Origin of the sequence: Acetobacterium sp. (assembly GCF_030652775.1) — a bacterium.
Classification (GTDB): Bacteria; Bacillota; Clostridia; order Eubacteriales; family Eubacteriaceae; genus Acetobacterium.
This window is the reverse complement of sequence record NZ_JAUSPS010000083.1, coordinates 14,193-31,421: the sequence shown is the minus strand read 5'-3', so window position 1 is coordinate 31,421 and position 17,229 is coordinate 14,193. Positions and strand designations below refer to the sequence as shown.

16 protein-coding genes are annotated in these 17,229 nt (G+C 38.5%); 15 read left to right on the top strand and 1 reads right to left on the bottom strand.

What is annotated here, in order from left to right; translation table 11 throughout:
• Positions 1-49: 49 nt before the first annotated feature.
• The 15 genes from Q7J41_RS15205 (at position 50) to Q7J41_RS15135 (ending at position 15,969) form a co-directional block, all read left to right on the top strand.
• Positions 50-2,074, top strand: coding sequence for a GBS Bsp-like repeat-containing protein (locus Q7J41_RS15205; protein WP_304889287.1), 2,025 nt, complete (start codon positions 50-52; stop codon positions 2,072-2,074).
• A 111-nt stretch (positions 2,075-2,185) separates the two neighbouring features.
• Positions 2,186-3,169, top strand: coding sequence for a glycosyltransferase family 2 protein (locus tag Q7J41_RS15200; RefSeq protein ID WP_304889286.1), 984 nt, complete (start codon positions 2,186-2,188; stop codon positions 3,167-3,169).
• Positions 3,170-3,262: 93 nt separating this feature from the next.
• Positions 3,263-4,129, top strand: a complete 867-nt coding sequence (locus Q7J41_RS15195; RefSeq protein ID WP_304889285.1) for a glycosyltransferase family 2 protein — start codon at positions 3,263-3,265, stop codon at positions 4,127-4,129.
• 23 nt (positions 4,130-4,152) lie between these two features.
• The gene (locus Q7J41_RS15190) at positions 4,153-5,550 is read left to right on the top strand and encodes an undecaprenyl-phosphate glucose phosphotransferase (protein ID WP_304889284.1); all 1,398 of its coding nucleotides are present in this window, start codon (positions 4,153-4,155) and stop codon (positions 5,548-5,550) included.
• A gap of 36 nt (positions 5,551-5,586) precedes the next feature.
• On the top strand, positions 5,587-7,113 hold the full coding sequence (locus Q7J41_RS15185; RefSeq protein ID WP_304889283.1) for a DUF2142 domain-containing protein: 1,527 nt from the start codon (positions 5,587-5,589) through the stop codon (positions 7,111-7,113).
• Positions 7,114-7,198: 85 nt separating this feature from the next.
• On the top strand, positions 7,199-8,170 hold the full coding sequence (locus tag Q7J41_RS15180; protein ID WP_304889282.1) for a glycosyltransferase family 2 protein: 972 nt from the start codon (positions 7,199-7,201) through the stop codon (positions 8,168-8,170).
• A 95-nt stretch (positions 8,171-8,265) separates the two neighbouring features.
• Positions 8,266-9,243 (top strand): glycosyltransferase family 2 protein, encoded by a 978-nt coding sequence (locus tag Q7J41_RS15175; RefSeq protein ID WP_304889281.1) that lies wholly within the window; start codon positions 8,266-8,268, stop codon positions 9,241-9,243.
• Positions 9,230-9,643, top strand: coding sequence for a GtrA family protein (locus tag Q7J41_RS15170; RefSeq protein ID WP_304889280.1), 414 nt, complete (start codon positions 9,230-9,232; stop codon positions 9,641-9,643). The genes Q7J41_RS15175 and Q7J41_RS15170 overlap by 14 nt, the downstream gene beginning before the upstream one ends.
• Entirely contained in the window at positions 9,640-10,437 is a 798-nt protein-coding gene (locus Q7J41_RS15165; RefSeq protein WP_304889279.1) for a glycosyltransferase, read from the top strand. Before Q7J41_RS15170 ends, Q7J41_RS15165 begins: the two co-directional genes overlap by 4 nt.
• Before the next feature lie 29 nt (positions 10,438-10,466).
• Positions 10,467-10,964 carry a hypothetical protein gene (locus tag Q7J41_RS15160; RefSeq protein ID WP_304889278.1) on the top strand — a complete coding sequence of 166 codons (498 nt, stop codon included), beginning with the start codon at positions 10,467-10,469 and terminating at the stop codon, positions 10,962-10,964.
• Complete coding sequence (locus tag Q7J41_RS15155; protein ID WP_304889277.1) at positions 10,954-12,309, top strand: DUF6056 family protein; 1,356 nt, start codon at positions 10,954-10,956, stop codon at positions 12,307-12,309. Before Q7J41_RS15160 ends, Q7J41_RS15155 begins: the two co-directional genes overlap by 11 nt.
• A gap of 134 nt (positions 12,310-12,443) precedes the next feature.
• Positions 12,444-12,782, top strand: a complete 339-nt coding sequence (locus Q7J41_RS15150) for an EamA family transporter (protein ID WP_304889276.1) — start codon at positions 12,444-12,446, stop codon at positions 12,780-12,782.
• Positions 12,772-13,122, top strand: a complete 351-nt coding sequence (locus Q7J41_RS15145; RefSeq protein WP_304889275.1) for an EamA family transporter — start codon at positions 12,772-12,774, stop codon at positions 13,120-13,122. The genes Q7J41_RS15150 and Q7J41_RS15145 overlap by 11 nt, the downstream gene beginning before the upstream one ends.
• A gap of 84 nt (positions 13,123-13,206) precedes the next feature.
• Positions 13,207-14,589, top strand: a complete 1,383-nt coding sequence (locus Q7J41_RS15140; RefSeq protein WP_370651027.1) for a DUF6056 family protein — start codon at positions 13,207-13,209, stop codon at positions 14,587-14,589.
• Positions 14,590-14,604: 15 nt separating this feature from the next.
• Positions 14,605-15,969 (top strand): DUF6056 family protein, encoded by a 1,365-nt coding sequence (locus tag Q7J41_RS15135; protein ID WP_304889274.1) that lies wholly within the window; start codon positions 14,605-14,607, stop codon positions 15,967-15,969.
• Positions 15,970-16,021: 52 nt separating this feature from the next.
• On the opposite strand, the gene Q7J41_RS15130 is transcribed toward Q7J41_RS15135, so the two are convergent.
• Positions 16,022-17,077 carry an LCP family protein gene (locus tag Q7J41_RS15130; RefSeq protein ID WP_304889273.1) on the bottom strand — a complete coding sequence of 352 codons (1,056 nt, stop codon included), beginning with the start codon at positions 17,075-17,077 and terminating at the stop codon, positions 16,022-16,024.
• Between the last annotated feature and the right edge of the window lie 152 nt (positions 17,078-17,229).

Sequence of the window (17,229 nt, the reverse complement as noted above, 5' to 3'; positions counted from 1 at the left end):
CAATGATAGGGTAGTGATAAATTGAAAGATTATCATAAGGGGAGAAAAAATGATAAAAAGCACGGATAAAAAAAGTTGGATAAAACCATTGGCCATTTGTGGGATACTCATTTTGCTTTTTTCATCGAGTCAAATCCTGGCACAGGAAGCAGACGAGTCAGATAATCTGGTTAAAGAAGAAGTTGTTATCAATCAACCGAAAATAAATGATCCCGCACTGGAATCTGACTTAACGCCAGATCAAGGGCAAGAGAATTCTGAAGCGGTAAAAGAGACGCCAGAAAATATGTCAGATTCAAAGACAAATGAAGACCCGAATTTGATAACGGATGATCAAAAGTCAGTCGAGGAATCAACAGAGATACTGGCAATTTCGCTGGATCTCAATAATATAAAAGTAATCGTTACACAAGTTGCCGAAAATAAAAATCAGTTTACCATCAGCACAGTCGACTACGCCGGAAAAACAGGGATCGGGAAGGTTTTGTTTCCAACCTGGACAGAGCGAAATGGTCAGGATGACCTGCGCTGGTATGAGGGAATGCGGGATAGTAATGGTGAATACAGCATAACAATCGATAATAAAGACCATGGATTTGAAACCGGAGCTTACCAGATCCATACCTACATTTATGGTCTGCAGGGAGAAACCTTAAAAGTTATAAATAACACCTTTGATCTCGCTGAATCTAAGCCAGCTATATCAACGTCTGAAGTTGCGAATAATAGTTACAAAGTAAATATCACAGGGATCAGCAACAATACGGGCATTATCAGTGTCGTTGTTCCAACCTGGACACAGGTCAACGGGCATGATGATCTGCGGTGGGAAACCGCCACATATGTGGGAAATGATACCTGGCAAGCCATCATTAATATTGGTGACTACAAACAAAGTTATGATACGTTTATCAGCCATGTCTATGTAATGGATAAAAATGGACAGCAGAAGTACGCAGGAGCCACAGAGAAGATTATTAAAAATCTATTTGCCGAGGATCCCTTGGAAGTATCGGCACAACAGGACGGTGACGGGTCGAAATTTGTGATCAGAACGGAAAACTGTAGTGGCAAGCCGGGGATAAAGCGTGTCGATTTTGCGGTTTGGACAAATCGGAATGGCCAAGATGAAATAAAATGGTATCAAGGGGTGCTAGGTGCCAATAGGGAGTACCAAACCGTTGTGGATATTGAAAACCATGGATTTGAAACAGGCCCCTTTACGATCCATACGTATCTTAGAGAAAATAGCGGAGAAGTTATTACTATTTCAGGATCTTCTTTTACGATGCCTAAGCTTAACCCGACCATTGAGTATGATAAGGCGGTACTCAACAATACCTTTAAAATGCGGATCAGAAACGTGGGAAATGAGAACGGGGTAGCGGGTATCATATTTCCGACCTGGAGCAGTTCAAATGGTCAGGATGATGCTAGGTGGGAATCGGCGACCTACATTGGAAATCATACCTGGGAAGCCACCATTAATCTGCAAAACTATAATATTATTGTCGATGAATTTATTTCTCACGCCTACCTGGTTGATAAAAACGGAAAAATGGTTTTTGCAAAGGACTCCAGTAGAAAAATTTTACAGAATACCGCTACTATTTATGGTTTTTTCAATTATCCGCTGGATAAAAATTACAAACCAAATCCCAGTGATCCTACCGATTGGTTTGGACCACGATGGGGCGACATCCACGAAGGCGTTGACATTCCGGCGCCCTATTATGCCGCCTGCTATGCGGTTGGCAATGGCATCGTAGAAAAGGCCGGCTATTTTATGGGTTATGGACGCTATGTCAGAATACGAACCACTGATCGCTATGGTGAAAGTGTTTCTTTCTTTTATGGTCACTTGCAGGAGATTAACGTAGCTGTGGGACAGCCGGTAGGCATGGGTCAAAAAATCGGATCAGTCGGAGGTTCCGGTTATAACGCTCAAAGAACTTATATCGACGATGCCTATGGCCCGCACCTACATTTTGGGGCAATCGCCAATGCCGACGATGCCTGCGTCAATCCAGAAATTTGGATTGATTTTCATAACTCTTACAGCAATGCAAATTGAGATTTTGATTGTGAACGAGACCGGGGAGAGCTCCTGGTCTCTTTTTGTTTAGTAAAGGATGATCCTGTGTTATAATGATACGGACTATTTATGGGAACAAAGGAAGGTTTTATGAAGTGTGACGTTTCAGTTATTATACCAAACTACAATGGGGAGAATTTTATCGCAAATTGCCTCGAAAGTATGATGATCCAAAGTTTTTGTGAGTTCGGACAGATGGAAATTATCGTCGTGGACGATTGTTCCACCGATGCCAGTGTCAATATCATAAAAGCATATAAAAATGTAACTTTGCTGGAAAATCCGGTTAATTCAGGTTTTGATAAGTCCGTTAATCAGGGGATTCTGGCAAGCCAGGGAAAATACTGTCTACTGTTAAATAATGATGTGGTAGCTGACCCAGATTTTGTAAAGTATTTATATCTACATATTGATGACAATCCCCGGGTGTTTTCCGTGAGTTCGAAAATGATTCGTTACTACGAACGAGATAAGCTGGATGACACCGGCGATTTTTATAATATTTTTGGCTGGGGGTATAAACGGGGTGATGGGCAATCGGTGAATTCCCATAATAAGCCAACGGCAATTTTCAGCACCTGTGCTGGAGCTGGAATTTATCGCCGAGCTGTTTTGAATGAGATCGGCTTATTTGATGAAGCCTTCTTTGCCTACATGGAGGACGTGGATATTTCATACCGGGGGTTAATTAACGGGTATAAAAATCGCTACGAACCGAAAGCCGTCTGTTACCATATTGGCAGCGCAACGACTGCAGAGGGACAAAAGTACAGCCCGTTCAAAGTACAGATTTCGGCGCGCAATAATATTTATGTGGTTTATAAAAACATGCCCTTTATGCAGTTACTTGTTAACAGTCCCTTTTTGTTGCTGGGGTTTTTAGTTAAGTATGCACTTTTTGCCAAAAGAGGCTTTGGCAAAGACTATGCTGCGGGAATTAAAGAAGGGCTGAAAAGCCATCGAAAAATAGCTAAGATACCCTTTCAGTTGAAAAATATGAGGCATTATTTTTTTATCGAAGCGCAATTAATATTAAACGTATTTCGATTCATTGAAAATAAAATAGGGAAGTAAAAACACTTTCTATTTCTACCCTTCCATATTTAAAGGGCGTATGGTAAAATATAATGTCTTTTGAAAGACAAAAAGGCTTAAGAAAGGCTAAAAATGGAATTATCAATTATCATTGTTAATTATAAAACTGAAGAGTTGACATCAAATTGTATTGATTCAATCATAAAAAGTAATACCAAAGGATTAAACTATGAAATCATTCTGGTGGATAATGCTTCGGAAGATGGCAGCATTGAAGCCATTGAAAAGCAGTTTCCAACCATAATAATTATAAAAAATAACGAAAACCTGGGCTTTTCAAAGGCCAACAATATCGGCATAAAAGCGTCGCAGGGTGAGTATATCCTCTTGCTGAATTCTGATACGATTGTTGATCTAAATACCTTAAAAGGTGCGATGGCATTTATCAAAGATCATAAACATATTGGCGCTCTTGGTTGTAAGGTGCTGCTGCCTTCAGGTAAGTTAGATCCCGCCTGTAAACGAAGCTTCCCCACGCCTTTGAATGGGCTTTATCACAGCCTTAATCTGGACACCGCATTTCCCGAAAGCACCCGTTTTGGAGCCTATAATCTGACTTATGTGGATGAGAACAAAACATGCGCGATTGATTGTATTATGGGGGCTTTTATGCTGGTGCCGAGGCGTGTCATTGATCAGGTTGGGATGCTGGATGAGGATTTTTTTATGTATGGAGAAGACGTTGATTGGTGTTATCGAATCAAGCAGGCCGGCTATCAGATCATGTATTACCCGGAAATGCGAATCTTTCATCATAAAAAAGCCAGCGGCATTGGCAAACGGAACCCCAAGGTTATTGCTGCATTTTATGATTCCATGACAATTTTTTACAATAAGCATTACCAAAATAAGTATAATCGTCTCACCCGGTGGTGTGTGATCAGCGGAACGACAATGATGAAAAAAATGGCACTGGTGAAAAATAATCGCCGAAAATAAAAATCAGATAAGGGAGACTAAGAATGATAAAAAGCAATCAGCGTTTTTTTAATTTTATATTGGTGTTATTTGATATGTGCGTTGTGACAGCTTCCCTTTTATTTGCCTGGTACATCCGGTTTGTCTCACCATTTTTTGACGATGGCGTCCGCACCATGAATTTAAGGTCTTATATTGAATTATTGGGCATCATTATCCCGCTTTATCTGATCCTTTTTGTTTTCTTCGGTCTCTATCAGCCCTATCGCAAACAGCGTTTTTTTAAAGAATGCCGAGAAATATTGTTTGCTAATATCATTGGCATTACAATTTTAATGTCAGCCTTGTTTACCATGAAAAGCATCCATTTTTCCCGATATATGTTGGGGATTTTCTTTGTCACTTCGACCATCATGATGATTGTGGAGCGGGGTTCGATTCGAAAGATACTGAGAATGGCCCGGGAACGGGGTTTTAATATCAAGTATATCATTATTGTCGGCGCTGGCAGCATTGGTCAGACCTTTGCCGCAAAAGTTGCCGGTGACCGTCAGCTAGGCTATAAGGTCACCGGGTATGTCGATGATTATTATCACAAAAGCGATAAGGAGGGGATTCCGATCCTCGGAAAAACCCGGGAAATGAATGAAATCCTCGAGGAATATCAGGTCGATGAAGTCATTATTGCGTTGCCGAATACCAGCTATAAACGGATCGATGAAGTCATCGATATTTGCGAATACCAGGGGATTAAAACCCAAATTATCCCTGACTATTTTCATTTGATTCAGGGAACAACCGCTTATTTTGATGAACTGGATGGGATTCCCCTGATTAATACCCGTTATATTCCCCTGGATCAGCCGTTGAACAAATGGATCAAGCGACTTATTGATATTAGTCTTTCGATTCTGATTATGATGCTGGTTTCGCCGATCATGCTGGTGACGGCAATTCTAGTTAAGCTGACCTCACCGGGACCGATTATATATAAGCAGATCCGGGTCGGAATGGGACGAAAAGAATTTTGGATTTACAAATTTAGATCGATGCGTTGTGATGCATCGATTCCTGGTGAACTGGGATGGACTACGGAGAACGATCCGCGAAAAACGAAGTTTGGAGCGTTTATCCGAAAAACCAGTATTGATGAATTGCCGCAGTTTTTCAATGTTCTCAAAGGGGATATGAGTATCGTTGGTCCCCGGCCCGAACGTCCCCATTATGTTACCCAGTTTCAACACGAGATCCCCAAATATATGATTAAACATCATGTCCGGCCGGGGATCACGGGTTGGGCTCAAGTGCAGGGGTGGCGGGGCGATACCTCGATCCATAAACGGATTGAGTGCGATATCGAATATATCGAAAAATGGACCATGTGGTTTGATGTCAAAGTATTTTTTATGACCTTTAAAGCCGTGTTTGAAAGTGGGTATTGAGACAATTAAAGCTTATTCATTGAAAAAGAGGGAAAGATGAAAAGAAACAAAAATGACATGATGAGACGGTTCAAATTGACAAAATTAACGGAATTTGTGCTTTCGAGTATTATGGATCGTTGGATTTATGCAATTATTGGTGGTGTAATATTTTTTCTTTTCTTATTTGTCTTTGGTGGAACGATCAATAAAGCACCCATAATAATAGCTTTAGCCTTCTTTCTCAGCATGATTGTTTTAATTTTCACGGGGCGGAAACTCCATTGGGATGCCTTAATAACGATAGTATCGTTTGGTTTGTTATTTTCGGTTATAACGCCGATACTGGATACCCCAGATGAAACGGCGCATTTAGCAAGGGCGATGTACCTAACAGAAGGGAAAGTCACTGTTAGTAATCTTGATTCTCAATTGCTGATCAGTGAAGATTATGATTTGTTGCATGATCAGCAGCAAAAGACGATTATTAAAAATGATTTAAATATTCACGATAGCAATGTTCAAAAAGTTGAGAGTAACGGGTTAAAGGCAACAAATGCGTATTCGTTTATATCATATCTACCTCAGGCGGTTGGGATTGGATTTGGCAGATTGGTCGATTTTAGTGTTCTTTGGTCTTTTTATCTCGGGAGAATGACAAATTTACTTATTTATGCAGTATTAATAAGTTTTGCGATTAAGCTCACTCCGGTATTTAAGAATTATTTTTTTGTCGTTGGAACCATACCAATGGGAGTATACATAGCAGCTTCCTATAATCAAGATGCCTTCGGGATCGGTATTATTTTTATAACGATTGCCTATTTTTTGCATTTGTTGTATAAAGATGAACATACAATCAAAATCCGGGACGTAGTAGTTTATACCGCTATGTGCATGTTGATTACCCTTTCAAAATTCCCATTTGTCTTATTAATTCTATTGCTGATGTTTATTCCGTCAGAAAAATTTGAAAAGAAAAGCACGCATAAAATGATTTTTTTAGCAATTCCGATAACCGCTATTTTCTCATTAATTTGGATGAAATCCTATTCGTCAATACCACATCCCTTTCTGCCTGAGGGAGTTAATATGAAGGAACAGATTAAGTTTTTAATTAGTACACCAATTGAAAATCTTCAATTATTTGTGCGAAATCTTCTTGAAGGGATTACCAACTACTTGATGTTATTCAATTTTGGATGGTTATCTTATAGCTCTAATGGGGTCGGATTCCTTTATTTGTTCTTTCTCGGTTCAGTTTCAATTTTTTTTCCAAGAGAACTGTTGCAAAAGTTAAGGACTCGTTTAGGAAGTTTTATTTTAATTCTAGGTATTTATACGGCGATCGAATTATCGATGTATTTAACATGGACCCCAGTTGGATCAACAATAATAAATGGAGTTCAAGGACGTTATTTTATAGGGTTTTTGCCCCTGATTCCGTTAGCTTTAAATATTGGGCCAGGATTTGATCAGCTTAGTAAAAGTCAAATAAAGCAATATTATGTGGTTACGACGATTATTCCAATATATTTTATCATTGTATCGTTAGCATTTACGCTAGGACAATACTACTCATAATTTTAAGTTGATTTTTTGTATTGTCGATAAAGTGAAAACAGAATCATCCAGAATTATAAATATTGTTTGAGGGGATAGTTAAGAAATGGAAAGAAGAAAGAGAACCGCAATACTTATTCCTTGCTATAATGAATCAAAAACTATCGAAAAGGTAATAAAGGATCATCAGGCAGTTATGCCGTATGCTGATATTTATGTTTACGACAACAATTCCAGTGATGGAACCGATGAAATTGCTCGAAAAGCTGGAGCGATTGTCCGGTACGAATATCGTCAGGGTAAAGGGAATGTTGTCAGATCGATGTTTCGCGACATTGATGCTGACTGTTATATTATGACCGATGGAGACGATACCTATCCCGCCGAATTTGCAGTAGAATTAGAAAAACAGATTTATGAAAAACGGGCAGATATGGCGATTGGCGATCGGTTATCATCAACCTATTTTGTAGAAAACAAACGCCCTTTTCACAATATTGGAAACGTGCTGGTTCGCAAATTAATCAATCTGTTATTTAAAGCAAAAGTAAAAGATATTATGACCGGTGCCCGGGGGTTCACCAGAGAATTCATAAAATCATTTCCGGTAACTGCAAAGGGCTTCGAAATTGAAACAGAAATGACAATTTTTGCCCTTGATAATAATTTTAAAATTGTTGAGGTGCCTATTGATTATCGGGACCGACCAGAAGGGAGTGAGTCAAAACTTAATACTTACTCTGATGGTTACAAGGTTTTAATGACCATCGGAACCTTGTTTAGAGATACGAAACCCTATCTGTTTTTTTCAATGGTTTCACTAATACTAATTTTAATCAGTGGCTTTTTTTTCACTCCCATTTTAATGAACTATTTTGAAACCGGAACTGTCGCCAAATATCCGACCTTAATTGTAGTCACGGCCTTATGGGTTATTGCCATTATCAGTTTTTTCAGCGGGGTAATTCTGCAAGTATTAAAAAAACAGCACCGACATAATTTCGAGCGACATTTAAATTTGTATAATGAGATTTGCAGGAGCAATTCAGATTTACCTGGGGAAAAATTTTCCAAGTGAAGAAACAACAAGAAATAAATGGTCATGGTTGAAAACTTAAATTCAAGTTTTGTTGAATAGAATACTTTTATAGGAGTTACGGAAAGGACTGTGTTATGGATAAATTGGCGATTGTTGTTCCCTGCTACAATGAAGAAGAAGTTATGGCGGAAACAATCAGTGTGTTAGTAAGTGTTATCGTGGACTTGATAAAGAAAAATAAGATAGCAGATAGTAGTTTTGTGCTTTTTGTCGACGATGGCAGTAAGGATAAAACATGGGAACTTATTGAGGAAGAATACGGAATCAATAAATATGTATGCGGACTAAAGCTGTCCCGGAACCGTGGTCATCAGAATGCCCTGCTGGCAGGGCTGGAGTACGCAAAAAACCTTGCAGATATTACCGTTTCGATCGATGCTGATTTACAGGACGATGTAGCAGTTATTGAAGAAATGGTAGACAAGTATCATGAAGGCTGTGAAGTTGTTTATGGAGTCCGGGATAATCGCGAAACGGACAGTATGTTTAAACGTAATTCGGCTCAAATTTTTTATAAATTGATGAAAAATTTGGGTGTGGAATCGGTTTACAATCATGCTGATTATCGTTTGATGAGTAAAAAAGCGATTGACGAATTAGGTCATTATCAGGAACAAAATTTATTTTTAAGAGGAATTATTCCATTAATCGGATATAAAACAGATTGTGTTTATTACAGCAGGGGAAAGCGGACGGCTGGTGAATCAAAATATCCGCTTAAAAAAATGATCAGTTTTGCCTGGGACGGAATTACCTCATTTAGCATCAAACCGATTACGATGATTTCTATTTTAGGCGGAGTTATTGCTTTTTTTAGTGGGGTATCAATTTTATATATCTTGATTGGGAAGTTGTTATATGGCCAAACGATTCAGGGATGGACATCAACAATGATTTCCATCTGGTTTCTCGGCGGGGTGCAACTGATGTCGATTGGAGTAATTGGAGAGTATATTGGTAAAACTTATATGGAGTCGAAAAGAAGACCAAGATATAATATTGAAACAACATTGAGCCAAAGCGATGAGAAAGCAAAATATGAAAAAAAATGATGGAAAAGTGATGATCCAGTTTATTAAATTTGGGATTGTCGGCGTTTCAAATACGTTGGTATCCTTAATTATATATTATGTTTTTATTTTCTTTGGGGCACACTATATCATAGCAAATACGGCAGGTTTTGTGTTGGGGACGCTCAATGCTTATTTTTGGAATAATAAGTTTGTATTTAAGCAAGAACAGACAGAAAAACGATCTCACGCAAAAACCGGAATGAAAGTGTTTATTGCCTATGGGATTACCTATGCATTAAGCACTGTTCTGCTTATTCTGTGGGTCGACGTTTTGGGGATCTCGCTAGGAATTGCGCCAATTATAAATGTCTGCGTGACAACACCGCTGAATTTTATTATGAATAAGTTATGGGCTTTTAATGAAAGGGAAAATGAATGATAGATAATAATTTTAGACATGTTTTTTCTGTAAGTGCTTACAAAGAATCACCATATCTTGATGAATGCTTAGAGTCTCTAAAAAAACAAAGGCAGCAAAGCGAGATTATAATTTGTACGTCTACGCCATGTGATTTTATCAAGAATATTGCCCAAAAATATGAGGTGCCATTATATATAAGAGAAGGTAAAAGCGATATTCGGGACGATTGGAATTTTGCTTATAATACTGCTGCTGGTGATTATGTTACCATTGCGCATCAGGATGACGTCTATGACCCGCTTTATACAGAAGAAATGTACAAAAAACTAAAAGATACTGATGATAGTATCATGTTTCTGACGGATTATATTCCATTAAAAAATGGAAATAAGGGTGACCGTGATATTAACAGTAAGATTAGAAGACTCTTGCGGATACCATTAAAAAGCCGGTTTTTATCAAAAAAGAAATGGGTGCGTAAACTGACATTAGCGTTTGGGAATTCCATTTGCTGCCCGTCAGTGACATATAATAAAGGTTCTCTCGGTGAAAATGTTTTTACCTCAGAGTATAAATTTAACATCGATTGGGACACCTTTTATAAGCTCTCACAAAAAGAAGGTTCATTTGCCTATGTGGATAAACCTTTGGTCTGGTATCGGATTCACGATGAGGCAACTAGCAAAGCCTTTATTGACAATCAATTGAGGCTCACAGAAGATACAAACATGTTTCGGCAGTTTTGGCCGGCGTGGATTGTAAAGTTATTGATGTTGTTTTATCGAAAAGCCTATGACACATATAGTTCCTAAGAGAGGTGAGCGCTATTAATAATAAGCATATGAATGATAATAATATTAATAAAAAAGCAGTTAAAATTGTTGCGGTTGCCTTATTGCTTCTTAGTGGCTGCTTTCTATTTCTTTTATTCATGAATGAAGGATGGATTGAAAAAATTGCTCTTGATAATATTACTCAGACCACAGATTTTGTTGTGGATATCAATACGCTTTATTTTGGCAAAGATTCAATCCATATTGAAGGCGTTTTCTATAAAGAAGGTGAGCCAATTAATCATTTTAATAATCGGGTGCTGCTCAAAGAAAAAGAGTCAAAAATGGTATATGTGCTGCCAACAGAGAGTTTTCCTAAAGAAGCGATTGTTGTTGAAGAGGATGAAATGAACTATCGTAACATTATGGCCGCAGCAAAGTCATGGGAATTGGATTTTGTTAATAAGGAATATGAAATTCTATTTCTTTACGAATCAAATGGCGTTCAATCTTATCAGGAAACTGGATATACGGTAACAAGCTGGGGTAATAAAAATGAAAAGTAAAATTTCGAAGAATACAATTTATTATTACTTACCCTTTTTTATTGTTGTGCTGGGGTATACTGTAGTTTTGTCAATAACACCGATTGTTGCAGATGATCTGGCTTTAATTAATAAATATGTTGGAATTACATGGTTCCAGGAGTGGAATAATATCTTGTTTGACTATTATAATTGGTCATCTCGAGTAATCATTAATGCGGCCATTCATATCTTTCTTGGTCATCGAAAGATTTACTGGGTTTTAGCAACAGGGGTATTAATATTTATGTTGCTAGTTGCACTAGATACTATTTTCAATCCAGAAAAAGATAAGAAAAAGAACCTTGCTATTATTCTGGTTTTCACTGTTTTTCCGTTTTATCTTTTAGCTGGTTCAGGATGGCGAGTCGGTACGATTTCTTATTTCTGGACAATCACCGCTGCGGTCATTGGTATGATTCCACTCGTGATGATAACAAGGGAAGAAAGAGTTCCGCTTCCGATATTAGTATTTTCAACGCTTTCGTTAATTTTTGCCGGAAATCTTGAACAATGTCTGGTCGTTCTGCTGGTGATATATAGCGCTTTTTTTTGTTACTTCTTCATTAATAAAAAATTGCAATGGGCGTTTTTGGTACAGTGCGTTACTTTATTAGCTAGTTTTGTGTTTATCTTGACAGCACCCGGAAACGGCGCAAGAGCACAAACAGAAAGTACTGTAAGATTTAAGGATTTTGAAATGCTTAGTCTTTTAGATAAGTTGGATTTAGGATTTGCGTCAACAATGCAGAAAATTATTTTTACTGGAAATACGGTTTTTTTAATCTTTACCATTCTATTAGCTATTTATATTGTTAGTAACTACCAATCTAAATTTTATCGTGTCATTGGAATAATACCGGTATCGGTTGGTTTGATTGTCGGATATGCCAAGACGTGGTTGTTAACGGAATATAATAACATATCAAATTTAGTGGGTGCAGTTCCACCAAATGGAATGATTACAGTGGATAATTATCTTTCGCTTTTTCCCTACGTAAAACTTGCTGTTTTTTTATTTACGGGGATAGCAATTATAATTGGTTTGTATCTGGTGTTTGGTAATACCTATAAAACCATTTTTGCTGAGGCGCTGTTATTTGGCGGTATCGCATCCAGAGTTATCCTTGGGTTTTCGCCGAGTATATGGGTTTCGGGAGATCGAACCTATGTCTTTTTGTACTTTTGTTTATTAATGATCAGCTTAATGATAATCAATCAGATCAAAAAAGGCAATCTCAAAAAGTCCTGGCAGGGTTCTTTGTTGCAGTATTCATTAGCGATTTTTGGTGCTTTGTCTATTTTGAACTTGTTGGCTTCAGTATAAAAAGGGATTACCTAAAGTCAGTGATTTAGAATTCTTTGATTCGATCCAGATGATTCAAGCAGGGGATTTAATCCAGGATGAATAAGGTATAGCAGAAAAGAATGCCTGAAAATAAGACTCAGATCGGGAGAATAATGAAATTTAAAAACTATTTATTTTTACATGCAAGTTTATTATTATATTCAATCGGATCGATTTTCTCGAAGATGGCCAGTAAAGAAGAATTTCTTTCCTTTGGATTTGTTCTTTATTACGGTTTGTTTTTACTAGTGTTGTTTGTGTATGCGCTGCTCTGGCAGCAGATCTTGAAGCGGTTTCCATTAACGGTGGCTTTTGCAAACAAAGCGATTACTATTTTGTGGGGAATTGTCTGGGGATATCTGTTTTTTGGAGAAGCATTGCGCTGGGGGATGTTGTTGGGTTCAGTGATTATTGTTTCAGGAATATATTTGGTGGTAAGCGATGATAAATAATGAATGGATTTACTATGCAATGTATCTTTTCTCGGTTTTAGTAGCATCTCTTTCACAAGTCATTCTGAAAAAAAGTGCGATGATTCATTATGAAAGTCGAATCAGAGAATATCTGAATGGGTATGTTATCATAGCCTATTTCTTTTTATTGAGCTCATCACTATTAACGACATTTTCCTATCGAGGGGTGCCACTGACCATGGGACCGGTTTTAGAATCGACCGGATACATTTATGTCGGAATTTTAGGAATGCTTATTTTAAAAGAAAAAATAAGTCGGCGTAAGATTATCGGAAATCTATTAATCGTTGGGGGCATATTAATTTATGCTTTTATTTAAGAAAACAAGAGTAGAATGATCGATAGTGTTTTGTTTGACCAAGTCATGAATACATAATTTTGGGAGGGTAGTGTGTGATTAAAGATGGACAATAATCATGTTCAAAAGAAAAGCATCAATCAGACATATGAAAGTTGGATGGGTTCTAAAAAAATAAACCGGATTCTTTTTTTTGCTTTACTAGTGCTTACATTTTCTTACATGGTGTTTTTAAATATGAAAACTCCCCTGATCGCCGATGATTTTGTCTATACCTTTATTTTTGGCACATCAATTCCGGTCATGACCCTTGGTGATATCGTTACTTCTCAGATCGCTTATTATACAACCTGGGGTGGTCGGGTTGCGGCAGAAGTATTGACTCAGACATTTATGTTTTTGGGAAAAGATGTTTTCAATATAGCCAATAGTTTTTGTTATATTATCTTTTGTCTGGCGGTTTATTTTCTGGCCGTTGGCCGAAGAATCCGTTTCGAATTATTATTGTTAACAACTGTCTTAATCTGGTTTTTCATCCCGATGTTTGGACAGACGGTGATGTGGTTAACGGGCTCGTGCAACTATTTGTGGTGCGGAACGATTATTTTATTAGCCATTCTCCCATTTCGCTTGTATCAAGAGAAACAGACGAAGTTATTAAACAGCATCTGGTTCGCCCTGGCGATGATTCCCTTATTTTTCATCAGTGGCATTACCAATGAAAACACGGCCGGGGCGATGATCTTGATTATGCTTATGTTTGGTGCGTTATATTTTAAAGAAAAAATCCAGATTCCGGCATTTGCCTATACCGGTTTATTTTTTGCAACCTGTGGATTTCTATCGATGATTTTCGCCCCTGGGAACAGTCTGCGGGTGGAGAATGAATCAGCGGTAGCTGAGGTAACCATGATGGTGGGATCAAATCCGATCATTACCCGGCTTTCATATTTTGCCTACAATCTCTATGCCCTGATGCCGTTGGTGATTTTGGCAGCCATCGCTTTTGTCATATTGAAAAATGAGAAAGACCGAAAAGCATTGGTGAATTTTGGGATTTTTACAGTGGCTGCAGCGGCAGCAATGCTGGTGATGCTTCTACCGCCAAAATTTCCGCCCCGAGCGATGTTTGGGCTGGCCGCATTTTTAATTATTGCGGTTGTTTATGCCTTTAGTCAACTTAAATTGACACCGGAACGGATCAGGAAATTTGTTTTAATTCCTGGCTGTGCGGTTCTGTTGTTCTATATTATGTCCTGGGGTTATGTGGGAGTAGACGCCATCACGGTCAACAAACAGTATATCGCCCGGGTTCAGATCATTGAGGAGCACAAAAACGAAGCTCTGATCCAGGTGCCGGAAATTGTGCCCTTATCCAGCCACAATGGTATGTACGGATTAAAGGATGTCCAATTGGATCCTAACCATTGGGTAAATCGCGCCCTGGCAGATTATTTTGGGGTTCCGAATATTGTTTTATTACCATAACGTGAGGGGGAAGTTTTGGATACATTTAAGTTAAAGATTGATAAATTAGTGCATTGGGATTATTTCCCAATGTTGGTTTTTGGATTGCTTATTTTGATTTTTCATTTTTTCGTCAGGCCCTCAGGGGATGATATAATCTATGGCACTGTTTTTTATCAGGAACCGGTGTTGACCTTTGTCCATGATGCCTATTATACTTGGAGTTCGCGTATTCTGATTATGCCCGTCGCCGCTTTTTTTGCCGGGAATCCATTCGGGCTTTTTTCGATTATGAATATCCTAACTTATCTGCTATTAGCGATCATGATTTCGAAACTTTTTGTTTATGAAAACAAACTTAAAACGAATTGGGTACTGGTCTTTCTTTTGATCTGCGTTCCTTTTGTTTCAATGATGACAACGGCAGGTTGGGTCGTGACAAGCATTCATTATTTATGGCCGCTGACTTTTTGCCTCGTTGCGATTTATCCGCTTAAGAAGCATTGCCTGGGTGAAGTCGTGCGATGGTATGAATACCCTATTTATTTTTTGACAGCCATATTTGCGATGAATATGGAAATTGTAGCAGCGATTTTAATGTCGCTTTATCTTATTTTTAGTTTGTATTTTATGTATAAAAAAAAGATTTCTATTTATGTAACACTGATGGCAATTATTTTTGTGGGGAATCTCGTTTTTATTTTTTTATGTCCGGGAAATGGAATCAGGGAAGTGTCCGAAATTGCCGCCAATTTCCCCGAATACGCAACATTTGGATTTTTACAGAAGTTAACGATTTCCGCAACCTCTCATGTGTTCAGTATTGACCAGAATTTTATTCTGATTGCAGTTATGGCGATGGCCGGTCTTTTTTCATGGCAAAAGTACAAATCCTGGGTGCCCAGAATAATTGGGATCAGTCCGTTTGTTTTTTGCGTGTTGATTAATATATTTCGGGTTATTGTTTTAAGTCCGAAATTTCATTTTCTGTTTGCTAAATTCACGGGAAATGCCATCGATAGTTGGGTCACCTATACGGGAATTGCAATGGGTTACTTAGGTTTTTACCATTATTTGGTATTTGCTTTCATGAGTGTCTTTGTCGTGATCCTTGCGTTGATGACTTACGTTTTATTTAAGGATTCAGATAAGTTGGGAATTGCGGTGTTGGTGATGGGGGCTTCAATTATGGCTCGAGTGGTGATGGGTTTTTCACCTACGGTTTACGAATCGGGAGCCCGGACATTTTTATTTCAGTATGTTACCATGGTGATCTTTGGGATATTGATGTATAGTGAATTCAATCCATTGATGACCGATGATAATCAAAAAAAACTCTTTCTATTGCTTGGTTTTATGGGGGTATTGGGCTATCTGGAATCATTTTTAAAAATAATATAAAGGGAAAACAAAAACCACCCCCACGCCGTAGGCCGAGAGAGTGGCTTTTTTATTAATATTTCGAATTTTCGTCGGAGGAATCATTGTAATAAGAGGATCCGTTGACGGCGTTTTTAATTTCATCACTAATATCGGTTGCGGTATCGGAGGGGGTATAGGTAGTTTCGTAAATAAACTGATAAAGTGCCTCAATGTTTTTAACCAAAGTATTTGGAATAACATAGGATACCCCATCTAACATATCCAGTGAAATCAGTTCATCGGTCGGGAATCGACTTTGTTCAATGTCTTTTGAAGGCATCAAGGCCAGGTTTGCGCCATACTTGATTATTTCCAAGGTGCTCAGGGAAGTTTCCACATAAGGCAAGGTGGCCATTACCAGATTATATTGCTCCTGAAGATTCAGATCAAGGGCTTTGGATAAGACCTGCTCAAAAACAACCCGCTGCCGTAGGGTTCGATCAAAGTCGCCATCCCCCACATAACGGACTCGGCAGTAGGCCAGAGCCTGCGATCCATCAACAATTTGCGATCCGGTTTCTTCCAGAAAGGGGGAACCGGTGGCAACTTTTTCATTAACGTCCACCAGGTATTCATTAACCCAGTCCAGCTCTTCTGCGGTTTCGATATCGATGGTGACCCCACCGACGGCATTAACCATCGAAACCATGGCACTGAAATCGATGGTGACGTAATCGGTGATGGTTGTATCAAAATTCTGATTGATCGTTTGAAGCGCCAAATCCGCCCCACCATAGGCGTAGGCGGCGTTCAGTTTATCATAACCGTATTTTTTGTCGATATAAATATAAGTATCGCGCATCAGCGAAGCGACCTTGACCTTGCTGTGTTCGTAATCAGCAGTTGCAACCATGATGGTATCAGTCCGATCGCCATCAACATCGTCCCGTCCGTCGACGCCGAAAACAGCAACATTGACAATCTTATGTTGTTTGGCAAAGCTGGCTGCTTCATCGCTGATTCCATATTTACTTAAATTTCCTTTCAGATCGCTGGTCACATTACCTAAGAAAAAAGCATTAACGGCAAAACCGGCAGCCATCAGAAAAATAATAATCAGTAATATGGTTCTCAGGAATTTTTTCATAAAGCCACCGGATTTTTTCTTTTTCCGCGGTAGCGGATCAGGAAGGATTACCGGCTTTGTTTTTTCCTTCCGAGAATTCGGTTGCGATCTCATTTCGGATTTAACAGTCTTTACCGGGTGCGTATCTTGTCTTAAGTTTTTATTAGACAATT